The organism is Hymenobacter citatus (assembly GCF_014333615.1).
In the GTDB taxonomy this organism is placed as follows: Bacteria; Bacteroidota; Bacteroidia; order Cytophagales; family Hymenobacteraceae; genus Hymenobacter; species Hymenobacter citatus.
This window is the reverse complement of the sequence record NZ_JACSCY010000008.1, coordinates 1-16924: the sequence shown is the minus strand read 5'-3', so window position 1 is coordinate 16924 and position 16924 is coordinate 1. Positions and strand designations below refer to the sequence as shown.

Below are 16924 nucleotides of genomic sequence, written 5' to 3'. Positions count from 1 at the left end.
CTAGAACGACCATCGTATTAACGACTCGTTCTAGCGTGAGAAGGTCCTTCGCAAGCTCAGGATGACAATGGTATTGATTAGTCCTAACGAGTCACTACGAAGCCGTTACACCTAAATCGGCCTGGATGCCGTTCCAGAGGGCTACGCGGGCCTGCATGCATTCGGCGGCTACGGTAGCGGCTTCCTGCCATTTCTGGGCATCATCGCCGCACAGTTCGCGCACCATTTGCTGGGCCAGGGGCGTGTGCACTTCCTCATCCAGCTCGATGTGACGGTTGAGGTAGTACGCAAACGTATCGAGCTGGCCGGGGAAGCGGCGTTGCAAATCGGCTACCAAATGGCGGAACATATCCGGAATCACGTCTTCGCGACCAAACGTGAAGGCGGCAGCCACGGCGTGCGGCTTGCCCGAGTCGATGATGGCAAACGTGCTTAGCACAAACTCCCGCACCGACGCTGGCGCTTGCGCAGCTTCCAGGGCTTCGGCTACGGTTTTGCCTTCGGCTAATGCTGCCAGTAGGCGCTCCGCTGGCTGGGTGTCGGCGCCGCATTCCCGCATGGAGCGCAGGTACAGTTCGAAGTGGCTGCTGGGGCGGCCTTCGGGGTCTACATCGGTTTCTTCTTCCAGCACAATGTCGTTGATGAGGCGGCGGGTAGCGGGGTTGCCCTTGGGCACCCAGGGTAGGGATACACAGGTCAACTCACGTTGCAGCGCTTTCAGCAACGACATAAAATCCCACACCGCAAAAACGTGGTGCTGCATAAACGTGCGCAAATCGTCGAGCGACGTGAGGGCATGGTACACGCCGTGGTCGACAAGCTGCTGGCGGGCGGGGGCCAGCTGCCGTTGCAGGCCTTCGATGGAATTGGGGTGAGCGGACATAGGTAGGAAAATAAAAAGTACCGCCAAGCCGAAGCTCAGCAGCACAAAAATACAGTTCAGCTTAGGTTATTTAGCCTTCTCGAAGGTCATGCCATACGAGTCCATGCAGTATCGCAGGCCGGTAGGCTTGGGGCCGTCGTCGAAGACATGGCCGAGGTGGCCGCCGCACTTGGCGCACACTATCTCGTCGCGGCTCATCCCGAAGCTTTCGTCGTCGGTTACTTTCAGGCTATTATCGGTAGCAGGTGCCCAAAAGCTCGGCCAGCCTGTGCCCGACTCGAACTTGGTGCTGGAGTTGAACAGCAGGTTGTGGCAGCCGGCGCAGTAGTACGTGCCCTTGGCGTGATTGTCCCAGTAGGGGTTGTTGTAGGCGCGCTCGGTGCCTTTCTCGCGCAGGATGTAGAACTGCTCGTCGGTGAGTTGCTTTTTCCATTCGGCGGTGGTTTTCTGCACCGGAAACTCGCCGGGCTTGCCCGTCACGGGCTTGGGGGCGGCGTATTTTTTGTCCACCGCATTCACGGTGCGGGCTGGCACGTCGGGGCCGTTGGGGATGGTTTTAGCTTTATTCTGAGAACAGGCTGTGGAGCTGATACCGAGGGCTAACAGCAAAGCCAGCAAGGAGGTACGCATGAGGGTAGGAAATGAAAGGCCGGAGGAGATGATGAGCAGTAAACTCATCTGTGATGAAACGTACGCACTTGGCTTTGCGTTCGGTTCTGCCACGCAGCGCGGCTCTTTCAGTCACAGTGAGTTATCTTTTTGTTGCTGTGCGTTTTTGCCACCAAAAATGCGTACCTTTGCACCCGCAAAACCCTTTGTATGCAGAACATTCGGAATATCGCAATTATTGCGCACGTTGACCACGGCAAAACCACGCTCGTGGACAAGATCATTCACGCCTCGAAAATCTTCGACGAACACCAGCAGTTCGACGACCTGATTCTCGACAACAACGACCTGGAGCGCGAGCGGGGTATCACCATCGTTTCCAAGAACGTGTCCGTCCGCTATAAGGACGTTAAAATCAACATCATCGATACCCCTGGTCACGCCGACTTCGGCGGTGAGGTAGAGCGCGTACTGAAGATGGCCGACGGCGTATTGCTGCTCGTCGATGCCTTTGAAGGCGCTATGCCCCAGACGCGTTTCGTGCTAGGCAAAGCCATCGACCTGGGCCTGAAGCCCATCGTGGTAGTAAACAAGGTAGACAAAGAAAACTGCCGCCCCGACGAGGTGCACGAGCAGGTGTTCGACCTGATGTTCAACTTGGGCGCTTCGGAAGACCAGCTGGATTTCGTGACCCTGTACGGCTCTTCCAAGCAAGGCTGGATGTCGCGCGACTGGAAAGAGCAGACCGACAACATCACGCCCCTACTCGATGCCATCATCGAGGTGATTCCGCCCGCGCCGTTCAACGAAGGCACCCCGCAGATGCAGGTGACCTCGCTCGACTACTCGTCGTTCGTGGGTCGTATCGCCATCGGCCGTGTGCAGCGTGGTACCCTGAAAGAAGGTGCCAACATGAGCCTGTGCAAGGCTGATGGCAGCATCAAGAAGGTAAAAATCAAAGAACTACAGGTATTCGAAGGCCTCGGCCGCGCCAAGGTTTCGGAGGTTAGCGCCGGCGAAATCTGCGCCGTAACGGGCATCGAAGGCTTCGACATCGGCGACACCATTGCCGACGCCGAAAACCCGGAGCCCCTACCCCGCATCAGCATCGACGAGCCGACGATGAACATGCTGTTCACCATCAACAACTCGCCGTTCTTCGGTAAGGAAGGTAAGTTCGTGACCTCGCGCCACCTGCGCGACCGTCTGTACAAGGAAACCGAGAAAAACCTGGCCCTGCGCGTGAAGGAAACCGACAAGGAAGACTCCTTCTTGGTGTACGGCCGCGGTATTCTTCACTTGTCGGTGCTCATCGAGACGATGCGCCGCGAAGGGTATGAGTTGCAGGTAGGCCAGCCCCAGGTACTGTTCCAGGAAGACGAGAGCGGCCACCGCCTGGAGCCCATCGAGCACCTGGTAGTAGATGTGCCCGAGGAAACCGCCGGCAAGGTGATTGAGTTGGTAACCATGCGCAAAGGCGAGCTGACCATCATGGAGCCCAAGGGCGACTTGCAGCACCTGGAGTTCAACATCCCGTCGCGCGGCTTGATTGGCCTGCGTAACAACGTGCTGACCGCCACCGCTGGTGAGGCCATCATGAACCACCGTTTCGTAAAGTATGAGGCGCACAAGGGCAACATTCCCGGTCGTGTTTCCGGCTCGCTGATTTCGTTGGAAACCGGTCCTGGCACCGCTTATACCATCGACAAGATGCAGGACCGCGGCGAGTTCTTCGTGGATCCGGGCGAAGAGGTATACGCTGGTCAGGTAATCGGTGAGCACACCCGCCCCAACGACCTCACCATCAACATTCAGAAAGGTAAGAAGCTCACCAACATGCGTGCTTCGGGCTCCGACGAAAACGTGAAGATTGTGCCCAAGCGCCAGTTCTCGCTGGAAGAAGCCATGGAATACATCCAGAAGGATGAGTACCTGGAGGTAACGCCGAAATCGGTGCGGATGCGCAAGATCTACCTCGACGAAAACGAGCGTCTACGCTACGCTAAGCAGGCTGACTAACGTTTGTGGTAGAAGCTATTGGCTGATAGCTTTAAAGGAGCGCAACCAAAACGGTTGCGCTCCTTTTCTTTTTTAGCTTTATCAACTGCCGGAGCAATTACGTATCTTGGCTTACCAACTTATACTATTCTATGGATTCTGAAAACCGCAATAAGCGCGACCTGCCCGAAGTAGTAGCCGACATTTTGATTACGCTGGAACACGTGCAGCAACAGCAAGCGCAAATGCAGCAAGAGCAAGTGCAGATGCGCCAGGATATGAACGAAGGCTTTGCACGGCTCAACAACTCCTTCGACCGCATGACGGAGGCCGTGATTGATGCTATGAACAGGCAGACAGCGCGCTATGATGGGGTGGCTACGCAGCAACAGCAGCATACGGATATAGAAAGCTTGCAGCAGCGCATTGAGCGGCTGGAAAAAACCGTGTACAACAAAGCCAGCTAGACAGGCTGTCGTGTGAAATTAAAAAAGGCTCAGCGTATACGCTGAGCCTTTTTCAATGGCGCCGCACTTCAAATTCAGTGTAGCCTTGCATCTCCCCCCACCGTTTTCTCTACCCGCTCTACCTTAGCGGTGCTAGGGCCGTGCTGACACCAAGCGGCTAGCTTATTCAGCGCCTCCGCAGGTCCTTCGGCCTCAATTGTAACGGTGTTGTCGTCGTTGTTGCGGGCATAGCCGGTGAGGCCGAGTAGGCGCGCTTCCTGTTGTGCGCTCCGTCGAAAAAAGACGCCCTGTACGCGGCCGCGAATGCGGAATGTGCGGTGTTCGTGTGCCATAGCGTATGCCTACGCCAAGGCAACGAGACGGGTTGAGCGTGAGAACCCCAACTGCTTTCGATACCCTACCTGCTTATTACCGTTTAGTAGCTTAGCACACACTCTACATCTGACTACTCCGCCACCATGTCGTACCTGCTTACCAACTGCACCATTTACAGCGGCAACACCGTTTTGCACGACCACGCCGTGCTGATTAAAGGAAGCCATGTGGCGGCCATTGTACCCGAAGTAGCCGCCCCCGCCGACGTAGACCGCGTGGATGGGCGCGGGTGCAATGTGAGCCCCGGCTTCATCGATTTGCAGATTTATGGGGGTAGTGGGGCACTGTTTTCGGTTGATCCAACGGTGCAATCGTTGCAGAAGCTACAGGCTTACGTGCGACGCCACGGCACCACCGGCTTTCAGGCTACCATGCCCACCAACTCGCCCGAGATGATACGGGCGGCCTTGCAAGCCGGCCGCGACTACCAACAGGCCGGGTACCCAAGCCTGCTGGGTATTCATCTCGAAGGTCCTTACATCAACCCTGTTAAGAAGGGTGCTCACCAGGAAGAATTTATTCAGCAGCCCACTACCGAATCGGTAGCGGAGCTACTCACAATAGGTGAAGGCATCCTGCGCATGATGACGCTGGCGCCCGAAGTGACCACGCCGGAAATAATAGCTCTGCTGCGCCGCGCGGAGGTAGTCCTGTCGGCAGGGCACTCCAACGCTATGTATGCGCAGGGCGCGGCGGCCTTCAAACAGGGTTTCACGGCGGCTACGCACCTGTTCAATGCCATGTCGGCGCTGGAAAGCCGGGCGCCGGGGCTGGTAGGGGCCATCTACGATGCCGATTCAGCTCACGCCAGCATCATTGCCGACGGTGTGCACTGCGACTTTGCGGCCGTGCGCATCAGCCACAAACTACTGGGCAAGCGGCTGTTTCTGATTACAGATGCCGTGGAGGCCGGCACCCACGGCGCTTACCGTTTCCGCCGAGCCGATAATTGCTTCGTGGACGAAGACGGCACGCTGGCTGGCTCGGCTCTCAGCATGATGGATGCCGTGCGCAACTGCGTGCAGGAGGTGCGCCTACCCCTGGAAGAAGCCCTGCGCATGGCTACCCTCTACCCCGCCCAGGTCCTCGCCCTCGACGACGAGCTAGGCCTCATCCAACCCGGCTACCGTGCTGATTTATGTTTATTCAACGCCGATTTTGAGGTGCAAGGCACCGTGCTGGCGGGGGAGTTGGTTTGGAATGAAGAATGAAGTGGTGAGGTGGTGAGTAGTGAAATTGTGAGTTGAAAAGACGCGTGTCATCCTGAGCGGAGCGAAGGACCTTATCACACTAGAACAACAGACGTCACAACGACTCGTCCAAGCGTGATAAGGTCCTTCGCAAGCTCAGGATGACAGCCGCCTTTTTCATTCACTACTTCACAAACTCACCACTTCACTATTTCTCCTCTCTGCCGCACGGCTTCAAACGTTAGTATGGCGGTGGCGGTGCTTACGTTGAGCGAGTCGATGGCGCCGCGCATGGGGATGATGATGGTTTCGTCGCAGGCTTGGCGTAGTTCGGGGGTGAGGCCGTCGGCCTCGGTGCCCATCACGAGGGCCGTGGGGCCGCGAAAATCGCGGGTAGTATAGGGTAGGGCCGCGTCGGTGAGGGCGGCGGCGTAGGTGCGGATGCCGTGCTCCTGGCACCATGCCAACAGCTCAAGGCGCGAAGTAGCCACCGTGGGCACCGTGAAAATGCAGCCAATGCTGCTGCGGATAGCGTTGGGATTGTAGAGGTCGGTGCGTGGGTCGCAGACGATGACGGCGGTAGCCTGGGCAGCATCGGCGGTGCGCAGGATGGCGCCTAGATTGCCGGGCTTTTCCACGGCTTCCAGCACCAGCAGCAGCGGATTGGAGGGTAGACTCAGGTCGGTGAGCGTACGGTGGGGTGGGCGCACCAGGGCCAGCACACCATCGGAACCCTCGCGGTAGGCCACGCGCTCAAACACGGCTTTCGAGACGGTTACCCACTCCGTACTCTTATCGAGCACAGCAGCGAGAGTAGGCGGTTGGGCTGCGCCGGCCAGCTCGGGGCAGATGAATATGGTAGGCACCGCTACCCCCGCCTGCCGGGCTACCGTCAGCTCGCGCAAGCCTTCTACAATGGTCAGGCCCTGCTGGCGCCGCTCCGACGACTTTTGCTGCAACCGCAGCAAGGCTTTAATACGCGGGTTCTGGGGGCTGGTAATAAGGTCAGACATGGTAGGCAAAGATACGGGCTGGCAGGTGCCAACAGACAACAAGTTGGGCATTTGCGGTTAGCTCAGTCTCATACCATATCCAAATGTTCTGACGTTATGCAACCATTGGGTTGCCAGTGGTCATCCATGTGCTAATGGTTTGGCTGCTTCCATCAATTTTCGGCTAGCAGCGTAGCAAAATTAATTTTACCTTCATGCCGACCCCGTTTTTTTGGGCTTCTGCTTTTTCTCTACGCACCATGACTTGCCGCTCCTTTCTCTTCGCCGTACTCCTGCTGGGCGCGCCCGCCGCATGGGCGCAGCAGGAGGGTCCTCGCCAACTCAACACGCTGCCGCAAGCAGCCCCCGCGCCCGTAGCTGCTCCCGATACGGTAAGGCCCCAGTTGGCGGCGCCACCGGCCTTGTCGGAAGCTGAGATGCGCCAGCAACAGCAGCAACGCCAGATGCAGAGCCTACCCCCGGCCAATACCAGTCGCTACGCGGTGGGCCTGAAAAGCGGGCAGGTGTACCGCGCCTACGACGTCGAAATCAAGCAGCCCGTGTTTGGGCGCAACTTCTTATTGCTCGACGGGCAGCAACGCATCGACTTCGACCAAGTGCGGTACTACGAAGACGAAACCGGATTCTATGTGCGCACTACCCTACCCAAATCGCGCCGTGAGGCTACCCTGCGCCGTGACCGGGTAGGGCGCCTGAGCCTGTATTCCATCACCCGTACGCAGTATGCAGGCGGCAGCCCTTTCGGGTATAGCCCATTTGGCTACGGAGGCTTCGGCATGCCCTACGGTGGTGGTTTTGGAGGCTACCCCTACGGTGGCTACCGTACAGTGAAAACGTCGTATTTCAGCAAGGAAAACGGGCCGGTGCAGGACCTGAATGTGCGCAACCTGAGCGTGGCCGTGTCCGACAATGCCGGCGCCAGCGCCCTGCTAGCCCAGGCACGCCGCTACCAGACCATCACTACCCTAAGCTACGTGGCCGCCGGTGGTTTGCTGGTGGCCGGGTTGGTATCGTCTGTTAATCCAAACGCAACTGGGCCTACTATTTCGCCGCTGGTGTATGCGGGTATACCGCTGCTGATTGTACCGCTGGTGTTGCAGGGCAAGCAGCAGAATAACATCAAACAGGCTATTACGATTTATAACAGCGACAATAACGCCGGTAGATAGGAGACAGCGCGGGCAACCCTGCGGCCGGCGCTTTGCGTAGGCAAGCAAGTGAAGCCCTCCCCTACCGCCCCCGACTCTCCTACCTTCGAAGCCCGCCAGGAAAAGGCACTGCTGGTACACGAGCGCCTCTGCGCTCAGTACGGCGCGCCTTTTCCGTTTTTCAGCGAAAAAGATCCTCTGAGTGAGCTCATCAGCTCCTTGCTTTCGCACCGCACCAAAAACCAGGATTCGCACCGCGCTTACCAGCAACTGCGCGCCCGGTTTCCAGACTGGGATGCCGTGCGCGACGCCCCGACGGCGGAGGTAGAAGCCGCCATCAACCCCTGCACTTGGCCCGAGCAAAAGGCCCCGCGCCTGCAAGCCGTACTGCGCGAGGTAAGCACCCGCTGCGACGGCCCCTGCCACCTAGAATTTCTGGCCGATATGCCCATTCCAGAGGCTCGGGCCTGGCTGGAGCAACTGCCGGGGGTAGGCCCCAAAACCAGCGCCGCCGTATTGCTGTTCAGCACATTGCACCGGCCCGCTATGCCCGTCGACAGCCACCACCACCGCGTGGCCCAACGCCTGGGTCTGATTGGTCCCAAGGTAGGCGAAGGCCCCGCACACGCCCTACTAGCAGCCCTACTCCCCCCCGATTGGACCGCCCAGCAAGTCTACGACCACCATGAGGCGCTCATGTTTCATGGGCAAAAATGCTGCTACTACGCTGCTCCGGCCTGCGGGCGCTGCGTTGTGCTCGACCAATGCCCGTTCGGGCAGGCACGGGTAAGTTGATGTGCTGATACGTTGATTTTTGATAGGCTGATTGCGAACCCTACCATATCATTTCAACCATCCGAGGAAAACGGCGTTTCAATAAGGCGCATCGAAACCAGCACATAGCACATCAAACCGTCGAAAATCAACTTATTAGCTCTATCACATCATCGTATCGACTCATCAGCACATCAACCAAACAGCACATTAAATAATCGACTAATGAAACAGACCTACGGCGTTCCAGCCCTTGCTTCCATATTCCTGCCCGGCTTGGGCCAATTAATCAAAGGCCAGATTCTGAAGGCGCTGTTCATTTGGGTGATTAGCGGCTTGGTCGGATTTTTTCTGTGGTGGACGTTTATTGTGCCTTTCCTGGTGTGGGCCTGGAACGTGTACGACGCCTACAACGACCCCGCGTAAGGCAACTGTTTTGGCCATTTTGCACCTCAAAGCCAAGCCTAATGCCCGTCGCAATCAGCTGCTGGTAGCCGCCGATGGCACTGTAGCGGTGCGCCTACAGGCGCCCCCTCAGGATGGCAAAGCCAACGCTTGCCTGCTGGCCTACCTGGCCGAGGTATTTGGCGTAGCCAAATCAAGTGTTGAGCTACTAAGCGGCCATACGGCGCCTTCCAAAAAAATAGCCATTGCTGGTGTGTCAGAAATTGACTTACAGATGGTTTTGCAGCAATATAAAGCGGATTAGTTAGCACAAAACCGCGAAAGACCGTAGCTTGCAAGTACAACGATTCGTGTTTACTTATGGCTGCTTTACCCGATCCATCCGCTATTCAACCGCTGCTGGAAGCGCTTACCTTCTCGCCCGATAATCTACCCCTTCGCAAGCACGTAGCCGGCCTGCTGGTGCAAGCTCAACGCCTCCCCGAAGCCGAAGAACTATACCGCACCGGCCTGCGTCAGGTACCCACCGATACGGATTTGCAGTTGGGATTAGCCGAAGTCTACACTGGCTTGCACAAAACCTCGGCGGCTTTTGTGGTGGTGGAAGAACTATTAATCAGCGCCCCCGAGCACGCGCGTGCCCACTTGCTGCACGCGCGCCTACTTGCCCAAACCGGTCAGCAAGAAGCCGCCCGTGAGGCGTATGAAACGGCTCTGCACCATAACCCTACCCTGGAGGACGCTACCTTGGCCGCCCAACTGCGCGAATCGGCTACGCCTGTGCCGGCACAAGGCCCGCGCCCCACCGATAGCGCGCCTGTGGTAGACGAACAAGCCCTGTTTGCGGGCCTCGAAAAGCCCAAAATCAACTTTGCCGATGTAGGCGGCATGGAGGCGGTGAAGGAGGAAATCCGCCTCAAAATCATCCACCCCCTGCAATTCCCCGACCTCTACAAAGCCTACGGCAAAGCTACCGGCGGTGGGCTGCTGCTGTACGGCCCGCCTGGTTGCGGCAAAACTCACCTGGCTCGTGCCACAGCCGGCGAGGTGCAGGCGTCGTTTATCAACGTCGGCATCAACGACATTCTGGATATGTGGCTGGGCAACAGCGAGAAAAACCTGCACCAGCTGTTTCAGATGGCTCGGTTGCAGGCGCCGTGCGTGCTGTTTTTTGACGAGGTAGACGCCCTGGCCGCCAATCGCCACGACTTGCGCCAAAGCGCGGGCCGTACCGTTATCAATCAGTTTCTGGCCGAGTTGGATGGAGCCGTGAGTGCCAACGACGGCGTGCTCATTATGGCCGCCACCAACGCGCCTTGGCACCTGGATGCAGCTTTCCGCCGTCCCGGCCGCTTCGACCGCATTGTGCTGGTGACGCCGCCCGATGAGGCTGCCCGCCAAGCCGTACTGGAAGTGATGCTGCGCGAAAAACCGCTGAGCACCAATGTGAACGTGGCAGCCTTGGCCGCCAAAACGACTGGCTTCTCCGGCGCCGACCTCAAGGCGCTGGTAGACGTGGCCATTGAAAACCGCCTGCGGGAGTCGATGAAGCAGGGCCGCCCCCTGCCCCTGGAGCAGACCGATTTCCTGCAAGCCACCGGCCAGGTGCGCCCCAGCACCAAGGAGTGGTTTGCCACGGCCAAAAACTACGCGCTTTACTCCAACGAGGGCGGCGTGTACGACGATATTCTGGTGTATTTGGGCATTAAAAAACCGCGGGAGTAGGTAGGCGGCTTGTGTGATGAGGCAGGAAGAAGAATGGTTTGCCCGGGCAGCGCTCCTGCTTCAGCACCACCGCCCCGTCGATGCGGCTCAGCTGGCCATGCGCCGGCTCCAACAGGAACCGTACGACGTGCAGGCCCACCTCACGCTAACAGAAGCCCTATTGCGGCAGCGCCGGCTGTCTGAGGCGCTGGAGATGAGTCGCACCACCATTGCACTGGCCCCCGAGGAGCCCAGTGCTTTCTTCCTATTGGCCCAGGTGCAGCACCTGCTTAGTCGCTATCTGGCCGCCGACGAGGCCATTATCCAGGCCCTGCGCCTGCGCCCCGATATGGTGCGGTATTATGCGTTGCGGAGTCAGATTTTGTGGTTTGCGGGCTTGTATGCGGCGGCTATTGAGGTAGCCTATGCAGGGTTGAGCCTGGAGCCCCAACACGCAGGTAACCTACTATGGCTGGGCATGGGCCTCAATAAGCTGCACGACTACACCACTGCTGATGCCGTGTTTACGCAGCTGTTGGTGCTAGCGCCGAGCACAGCCATTGTGCGGCTCAACGTGGGCTCGGCGCTGCTGGAACGGCATCAGGCTACTGCGGCCCTACCCCACCTGCGCGAAGCCCTGCGCCTCGACCCTACCCTACAGGTGGCGCAACGACTCTTGCAACAGGCCACCCGCGACACGCGCTGGTGGCGACGGCCCATTGTGTGGGCCACAGCGCAAAAACAGGAGATTCAGCACCAGTGGCAAGCGCCGCATCTTCGGAGCAAGCTGTGGGCGGTTTGCCTGACGTTGGGCTGCTGCCTGCTCCTCCTACCCTTGGCCGGTGCGTGGTTGCTGAGCGCCGTGCTGGATTGGCGGTATCAGCAGCAGCAACGCGCCCCCACGCCTACCGATGCCTGGTTTTATGGTGGGCTGATCTGGGGAGGCGTCACCATCGCCAGCGCCGCTCTGTTGCCAGCTAGCCTACCAGTGGTGTGGACATTGGTAGGAGGCGGGCTGATTTTCCCGCTGCGCAACGCGTGGCGACGCTTTCGGGAGGGCGACAAGCGCCTACCGCTGGGCTTTTTGCTACTGCTCTCACCGGGCGGCAATGCGTTGCTTATGCTGTATGATTTCTGGCAAAACCCTGATCCTGCCACCGAAAGCCGGGGCTTCCTGGCTATTTTTGGGCTTTTCCTACTGATCTACCAGTTGTTCCGTCCTGCTAAGCCATATGCTCCACAACAAGAGTAGCAGGCTTCACTTACGCTATCCTTTATGCCCGTAACTCACTGGACCGACCGCATCCTGCTGCTCCTACGTCAAGACCGGGCCCCGCAGGCCGAGCAGGAGCTACGCCAGATGCTGCACGACGACCCTACCGATGCCCTCGCGCACGGCTGGTTAGGGATGGCCTTACTGGAACAGAATAAGCTGGAAGAGGGACAGCAGGAAGCGGAGTTGGCCATCCATCTGGCCCCGGAATACGACTTTGCTTACTACCTGCTCAGCCTGGCCCACCTGCGTCAGCACCGACCGCAGGAGGCCCAGCAAGCCATTGAGCAGGCGCTGGCGCTGGATCCCGCCGACCCCAACTACCACCACACGTTGGGCATCATCCGGTTTCGGCGCGGGCAATGGGAGGCCGCCCTGCGCGCCGCCGAAACCGGCCTGCGCTACGACCCTGCCCACATCGACTGCCTGGGGCTGCGCGGACGGGCGCTGGCCCGCTTGGGCCGCCGCGCCGATGCCGCCGACACACTCCAGGAAGCTCTGCGCCACGACCCCGACGCAGCCGGCACCCACGCCGATGCTGGCTGGGTGGCCCTGGAAGCCGGTCGGCCCAAACAGGCGCTGGGCTATTTTCGCGAGGCCCTGCGCCTCCACCCTACCTCTGACTACGCCCGCGAAGGCCTGGTAGAAGCCCTGAAAGCCCGCTACTGGTTGTACCGCGGCTTCCTGAAATTTGCGTATTGGTCTACTACGCTTAGTGATGGCACTCGTCGAGCCTTGTTTATTGGACTATGGGTGCTGGCGCGGTTCGTGCCGCTGCTGCTGCCGCTGTACTTGCTGCTGGTGTTCATGAGCTGGTTCGCCGATCCACTGTTCAACTCCCTACTACGCCTCAATAGTCACGGCCGCCACGCCCTCAGCCCCGACCAGGTACGCCAATCGAACCAGTTTCTGGTGTTGCTGCTGGGTGGCACAGTGGCCGTCGTAGGCGGACTATTAGGCCAGCTACCCGCCGTGGAGCTGCTGGGCTTTGCCACGCTGGGGCTACTGTTTCCAGTGGTGGGTACATGGCGGCTGCTGGCCCCCAAACGTCAGCGTCAATCGATGTGGTTTGCGGGTGGCTTGGCGGTAGTAGGGCTCATAGCCGTCGGCCTCGTGGCGCTTGGCATGCCGCAAACCTACGTTACGCCCGCACTGGCTTTATATTTCGGCGGCCTCGTGGTGTACGTCTGGACGTATGCGTTGCGGTAGTTTAGAAAGATAGCTGTAACGGTTCCAAGACGCCTACGTGCGTTTTGTTGTTCGCGCCCTACTACCAGATTTGTTCAACGACGAGACGCAATATGCTACACCGTTTAGATAGTATGAACACCCTGTAAACACAAACGGCCCATCTTCATAAGACGGGCCGTTTGTGTTTATAGGGTGCTTCTACGCATTTACCGAGAAAGTAATTCCGGCTCCGGCTCATGTTGCATCGGAGTTCTGCGGTAGGTGCGCTCGTACTCCTCATCCACATGGTAGGTTGATTCCTCGTGCTGGCTCAGGTCTAGGCCCAGGTCTTCGTCGGCTGGCTTCACGCGCAGTCCAAAAACAGAGGCTGTTATTTTCAGCAAAATCCAGGACCCTACAAAGGTGTAGGCCACTACGATAACCAACGCCAGCACATGGTAGCCAAACGTGGTAGCCGAGCCGTGAATCAGCCCTACCTTATCCGCAAACACGCCCGTAAGCAGCATGCCTACGATACCGCCCAAGCCGTGGCAAGGGAACACATCGAGGGTGTCGTCGAGGGTAGTGCGGCTGTTTTTCCAGTGCACGGCGGCGTAGCTAATCAGGGAGGAAATAACCCCGATGAAGATGCTGTGTCCGCTCTGCACGTAGCCGGCCGCGGGCGTAATGGCCACTAAGCCTACCACTGCTCCAATGCAGGCGCCCAGCGCCGTGGGCTTGCCGCCCCAGATGGTTTCAATCAGCATCCAAGCAATAAGGGCTGCGCCCGAAGCCAGGGTAGTATTTACGAACGACAGCGCAGCTATATCATTGGCACCCAGTGAGGAACCGGCATTAAAACCAAACCAACCAAACCACAGCAGGCCGGTGCCCAGCATGACATAGGGCACGTTGGGCGTCGAGAAAGAGCTTTGGCGCACATGGGTGGAACGACGGCCCAGCACCATAGCCCCGGCCAGGGCCGCAATACCCGCCGAAATGTGCACTACCGTACCACCCGCAAAATCCAACACACCCCACTGCCGCAAAAAGCCCTCAGGATGCCAGGTCCAGTGCGCCAGCGGGCAGTAGATAAACAAACTAAACAACACCATAAATGCCAGATACCCCTTAAAGCGCACACGCTCGGCAAACGAACCGGTGATGAGCGCCGGGGTGATGACGGCAAACTTCAGCTGAAACGCAAAAAACAGCACAAACGGAATGGTAGCCGCAAACGCCGAGTTGGGTGCCGTGCCTACGTTGCGCAAGGCTATGAACGTGAAGGGGTTGCCGATCAGCCCGTGCCAGGAGTCGCCGTAGGCCAGCGAGAAACCTACCAGGTAGAATAGCACCGTGATAACGCCCATGGCCACAAAACTCTGGAGCATGGTGCTGATAACGTTCTTGGGCCGCACCATCCCCCCATAGAAAAAGGACAAGCCCGGCGTCATAATCAGCACGAGGGCGGTGGCCGTAAGCATCCAGGCCACATCGGCGCCGTTCAGCGAATCGGGCGCGGCGGTGGGGTGCTCCAGGGGCACCAGCGCTACTACTAAGCTAATGGCTACCAGCGCAAACAGCGAAAACAGGGTGTAGCTTGGTCGTAAAGTAGAGGGGGAAGACATACGTAGAGGTGATTGAAAGGACCGGGGGTATAGTTTCCAAGGGCAATATACACCTGAAACCTATCTTTCATCTAGATACCCTCTAATTTTTACCCCCTTTCTCTACAAATTACCTATTATTTTTCAGATTACACCTATCTAATTCACATCAATCAACGCGTATAACTACTATTCCCTTTTTTGTTTTTCGTTTATTCTTTTCTAGAAGCTGCTTGTGTTAGTTATGAAGATGAAGAGACGTATCCTCGCGTTTCATTATCAAACGCCCCTACCGGCATCGTTCAAAGACAAGCCGTAAGGGCGCGTCTCTACACCGTTCCAATAATTCACCGATTTAACAAAGACAGCTTCTCCTACCCCTTGGACCTGCCCAGCACATTGTCCAAATACTTCTGCCCGGAGCCGGTATTGAGCAGCAGGATTTGCTCGTCGGGACGGATGCTACCAGCGGCTAGCAGCTGCCGTGCGGCCATCCACACGGCGGCGCCTTCGGGCGCCACAAACAGGCCTTCCAGTTGGCCTAGCTCACGCATCCCTACCAGCATGTCGTCGTCGGAAATGCTTACTATCGTGCCGCCGGATTCTTGCAGCACGCGCAGCATCATTTGCTCGCCCAGGGGGCGCGGCACCGCGAGGCCATTGGCAATAGTAGGCTGCCCCACGTAGGCGGCGCAGCTGGCCTGGCGGCCGAAATACGTTTCGGCGAGTGGCTGGCAGTTTTCGGCCTGTACGGCCACCATGCGCGGTAGCGTTGCGCTGGCGGGCAGCCAGCCCAGCGCCTGCATTTCTCGGAAGGCTTTCCAGATGCCAATGAGGCCGGTGCCGCCGCCGGCGGGGTAGAGCAGCACGTCGGGCAATTGCCAGTCGAGCTGCTCGGCCAGCTCGTAGCCCATGGTTTTTTTGCCTTCGAGGCGGTAGGGCTCCTTTAGGGTAGAAACGTCCAGCAGCTCGTTGCGGCTGTTCAGCTCGCGCACGCGGGCGGCGCAGTCGTTGATGAGGCCATCTACAAGATGCACCTCGGCGCCGTACCAGTAGCATTCTTCTTTGAAGGCCGTGGGCGTGTGACGGGGCATTACTACCACGGCGCGCAGGCCGGCGCGGGCGCAGTAGGCCGCCATGGCTACGCCTGCGTTGCCAGCCGTAGGAATAATGCACCCTGTACTGCCCAGTTCCTTTGCCTTCGACACGGCCATGCTCAGGCCCCGGGCTTTAAAGGAGCCGGTCGGATTCTGGCCTTCGTCTTTCAACAATAGCTCGCGCAGGTTGTAGCGGCCCGCCAGTTGCCGTAGAGGCAGAATGGGCGTAAAACCCTCGCCTAGCGTCACCTTGTTTTCGTCGTCGAGCAGGGGGAGCATGGCCCGGTAGCGCCACATGGAGGCATCGTGCACGTTGATGGCCACGGCTCGGGTCAGGCGCGGGCGCTGGTCATACACTGCCTCCAGCGGCGCCGCGTGGCACTCCGATACGGTTTGCAAGAGGTAGGCCGTGTGGGCCTGGCCGCACACCGAGCAGCGCAGCTCGTGCAGGCGCGAAATAGGTTCTACAGAAGTCAGCATAGCAGCAAAGTCTACGCAAAGCTGCGTGCTGTTCATTCCTGAACCTAACAGCTATTTGGAATAGGCTATGCCCGTTTGGAATACGGATGGTCTTATCATTTCCACCTACCTAGGCTTAGTTAGAAGTTCAGCACAGCCGTTAAATACTTGACCAATAGCGCACTTTCATTTAATCAAATGATTCTATGTGGGGCTCTTCTTCCACAAGGCGCGGATTATACGCTACGTATTGAGCACCTAGGGCAAAAGGCTGGCTCAACGTTGCATCGGATTCTCCAGCTGTTGCAACACGCGAACCTGGCAGAAAGCTATGCGAACAACACGACCCGCACAGAAGCGGCGCGCACCTTGGCACGCACGGCGCGGGCCGGGGGATGGCGAGTATTGGAAAGGAGAGTGCCATCACACAAACAGGACGAACCCTCAGAGTTGAAGGACCTACCACTTCGTTTTTTACACATAAACCACTTTTAATCAGTTAAATGCGTTAATAAGCAGTGTAAATAACAGTATTAACGGTCGTTTTCGCTAGTTGCTTTTGCCAATGTTGAGAAGTGTATAAGACTATCGGTTTTTAGATACCTTGTTGTCTCATCACGAACGGTTATGCTATCTGGCCACGCACCCAAAGGTTATTTCCTGTGTAGTTAACAATGTAGGCTTCCCCGTGAAGTAGGCCAGTGAAAAGTAGAGAAAGGGGGTATCTTTTCCCATTCTTTCCCTACTGCCCC

At 58.0% G+C, this 16924-nt stretch carries 16 protein-coding genes; 10 read left to right on the top strand and 6 right to left on the bottom strand.

The window, feature by feature from the left end; translation table 11 throughout:
- Positions 1-94: 94 nt before the first annotated feature.
- Together H8B15_RS11590 and msrB are read right to left on the bottom strand one after the other, a co-directional pair.
- The gene (locus H8B15_RS11590; RefSeq protein ID WP_187319857.1) at positions 95-883 is read right to left on the bottom strand and encodes a DUF3050 domain-containing protein; all 789 of its coding nucleotides are present in this window, start codon (positions 881-883) and stop codon (positions 95-97) included.
- Positions 884-949: 66 nt separating this feature from the next.
- Entirely contained in the window at positions 950-1561 is a 612-nt protein-coding gene (gene msrB, locus H8B15_RS11585; RefSeq protein WP_343069151.1) for a peptide-methionine (R)-S-oxide reductase MsrB, read from the bottom strand.
- 141 nt (positions 1562-1702) lie between these two features.
- On the opposite strand from msrB, the gene typA reads away from it, so the two are divergent.
- Together typA and H8B15_RS11575 are read left to right on the top strand one after the other, a co-directional pair.
- Entirely contained in the window at positions 1703-3511 is a 1809-nt protein-coding gene (typA, locus tag H8B15_RS11580; RefSeq protein WP_187319856.1) for a translational GTPase TypA, read from the top strand.
- Between the two features lie 131 nt (positions 3512-3642).
- Positions 3643-3957, top strand: a complete 315-nt coding sequence (locus H8B15_RS11575; RefSeq protein WP_187319855.1) for a hypothetical protein — start codon at positions 3643-3645, stop codon at positions 3955-3957.
- 74 nt (positions 3958-4031) lie between these two features.
- On the opposite strand, the gene H8B15_RS11570 is transcribed toward H8B15_RS11575, so the two are convergent.
- The gene (locus tag H8B15_RS11570; protein ID WP_187319854.1) at positions 4032-4289 is read right to left on the bottom strand and encodes an acylphosphatase; all 258 of its coding nucleotides are present in this window, start codon (positions 4287-4289) and stop codon (positions 4032-4034) included.
- Between the two features lie 126 nt (positions 4290-4415).
- Between H8B15_RS11570 and nagA the strand changes: the two genes are divergently transcribed.
- A complete protein-coding gene (nagA, locus tag H8B15_RS11565) occupies positions 4416-5543 on the top strand; it encodes an N-acetylglucosamine-6-phosphate deacetylase (protein WP_187319853.1) in 1128 nt (375 codons plus the stop codon).
- Positions 5544-5719: 176 nt separating this feature from the next.
- Here nagA and H8B15_RS11560 read toward each other — a convergent pair whose 3' ends face one another.
- Positions 5720-6535 carry a TrmH family RNA methyltransferase gene (locus H8B15_RS11560; protein ID WP_187319852.1) on the bottom strand — a complete coding sequence of 272 codons (816 nt, stop codon included), beginning with the start codon at positions 6533-6535 and terminating at the stop codon, positions 5720-5722.
- A 239-nt stretch (positions 6536-6774) separates the two neighbouring features.
- Here H8B15_RS11560 and H8B15_RS11555 point away from each other — a divergent pair, with 239 nt between their 5' ends.
- The 7 genes from H8B15_RS11555 (at position 6775) to H8B15_RS11525 (ending at position 13048) form a co-directional block, all read left to right on the top strand.
- A complete protein-coding gene (locus H8B15_RS11555) occupies positions 6775-7704 on the top strand; it encodes a hypothetical protein (RefSeq protein ID WP_187319851.1) in 930 nt (309 codons plus the stop codon).
- Positions 7705-7752: 48 nt separating this feature from the next.
- Positions 7753-8478: an endonuclease III domain-containing protein gene (locus tag H8B15_RS11550; RefSeq protein ID WP_343069150.1), complete on the top strand. Its 726-nt coding sequence runs from the start codon at positions 7753-7755 to the stop codon at positions 8476-8478.
- A 204-nt stretch (positions 8479-8682) separates the two neighbouring features.
- On the top strand, positions 8683-8883 hold the full coding sequence (locus tag H8B15_RS11545; protein WP_187319850.1) for a hypothetical protein: 201 nt from the start codon (positions 8683-8685) through the stop codon (positions 8881-8883).
- Between the two features lie 19 nt (positions 8884-8902).
- On the top strand, positions 8903-9166 hold the full coding sequence (locus H8B15_RS11540) for a DUF167 domain-containing protein (protein ID WP_187319849.1): 264 nt from the start codon (positions 8903-8905) through the stop codon (positions 9164-9166).
- Positions 9167-9222: 56 nt separating this feature from the next.
- Positions 9223-10587: an ATP-binding protein gene (locus H8B15_RS11535; protein ID WP_187319848.1), complete on the top strand. Its 1365-nt coding sequence runs from the start codon at positions 9223-9225 to the stop codon at positions 10585-10587.
- A 16-nt stretch (positions 10588-10603) separates the two neighbouring features.
- Positions 10604-11818, top strand: a complete 1215-nt coding sequence (locus tag H8B15_RS11530; protein WP_187319847.1) for a tetratricopeptide repeat protein — start codon at positions 10604-10606, stop codon at positions 11816-11818.
- Between the two features lie 24 nt (positions 11819-11842).
- Complete coding sequence (locus H8B15_RS11525) at positions 11843-13048, top strand: tetratricopeptide repeat protein (RefSeq protein WP_187319846.1); 1206 nt, start codon at positions 11843-11845, stop codon at positions 13046-13048.
- Between the two features lie 188 nt (positions 13049-13236).
- Here the strand turns inward: H8B15_RS11525 and H8B15_RS11520 are convergent, their stop codons facing one another.
- The gene (locus tag H8B15_RS11520; RefSeq protein ID WP_187319845.1) at positions 13237-14637 is read right to left on the bottom strand and encodes an ammonium transporter; all 1401 of its coding nucleotides are present in this window, start codon (positions 14635-14637) and stop codon (positions 13237-13239) included.
- Positions 14638-14990: 353 nt separating this feature from the next.
- The gene (locus tag H8B15_RS11515) at positions 14991-16193 is read right to left on the bottom strand and encodes a threonine synthase (RefSeq protein WP_187319844.1); all 1203 of its coding nucleotides are present in this window, start codon (positions 16191-16193) and stop codon (positions 14991-14993) included.
- Positions 16194-16924: the final 731 nt, after the last annotated feature.

Excerpts from the sequence above, each read along its gene's own strand:
- H8B15_RS11560 (WP_187319852.1), bottom strand. The coding sequence starts at position 6,535 with ATGTCTGACCTTATTACCAGCCCCCAGAACCCGCGTATTAAAGCCTTG.
- H8B15_RS11535 (WP_187319848.1), top strand. The coding sequence starts at position 9,223 with ATGGCTGCTTTACCCGATCCATCCGCTATTCAACCGCTGCTGGAAGCG.
- H8B15_RS11575 (WP_187319855.1), top strand. The coding sequence starts at position 3,643 with ATGGATTCTGAAAACCGCAATAAGCGCGACCTGCCCGAAGTAGTAGCC.
- typA (WP_187319856.1), top strand. The coding sequence starts at position 1,703 with ATGCAGAACATTCGGAATATCGCAATTATTGCGCACGTTGACCACGGC.
- H8B15_RS11525 (WP_187319846.1), top strand. The coding sequence starts at position 11,843 with ATGCCCGTAACTCACTGGACCGACCGCATCCTGCTGCTCCTACGTCAA.
- H8B15_RS11545 (WP_187319850.1), top strand. The coding sequence starts at position 8,683 with ATGAAACAGACCTACGGCGTTCCAGCCCTTGCTTCCATATTCCTGCCC.
- H8B15_RS11520 (WP_187319845.1), bottom strand. The coding sequence starts at position 14,637 with ATGTCTTCCCCCTCTACTTTACGACCAAGCTACACCCTGTTTTCGCTG.
- H8B15_RS11590 (WP_187319857.1), bottom strand. The coding sequence starts at position 883 with ATGTCCGCTCACCCCAATTCCATCGAAGGCCTGCAACGGCAGCTGGCC.
- H8B15_RS11555 (WP_187319851.1), top strand. The coding sequence starts at position 6,775 with ATGACTTGCCGCTCCTTTCTCTTCGCCGTACTCCTGCTGGGCGCGCCC.
- msrB (WP_343069151.1), bottom strand. The coding sequence starts at position 1,561 with ATGAGTTTACTGCTCATCATCTCCTCCGGCCTTTCATTTCCTACCCTC.
- H8B15_RS11570 (WP_187319854.1), bottom strand. The coding sequence starts at position 4,289 with ATGGCACACGAACACCGCACATTCCGCATTCGCGGCCGCGTACAGGGC.
- H8B15_RS11515 (WP_187319844.1), bottom strand. The coding sequence starts at position 16,193 with ATGCTGACTTCTGTAGAACCTATTTCGCGCCTGCACGAGCTGCGCTGC.
- H8B15_RS11530 (WP_187319847.1), top strand. The coding sequence starts at position 10,604 with ATGAGGCAGGAAGAAGAATGGTTTGCCCGGGCAGCGCTCCTGCTTCAG.
- nagA (WP_187319853.1), top strand. The coding sequence starts at position 4,416 with ATGTCGTACCTGCTTACCAACTGCACCATTTACAGCGGCAACACCGTT.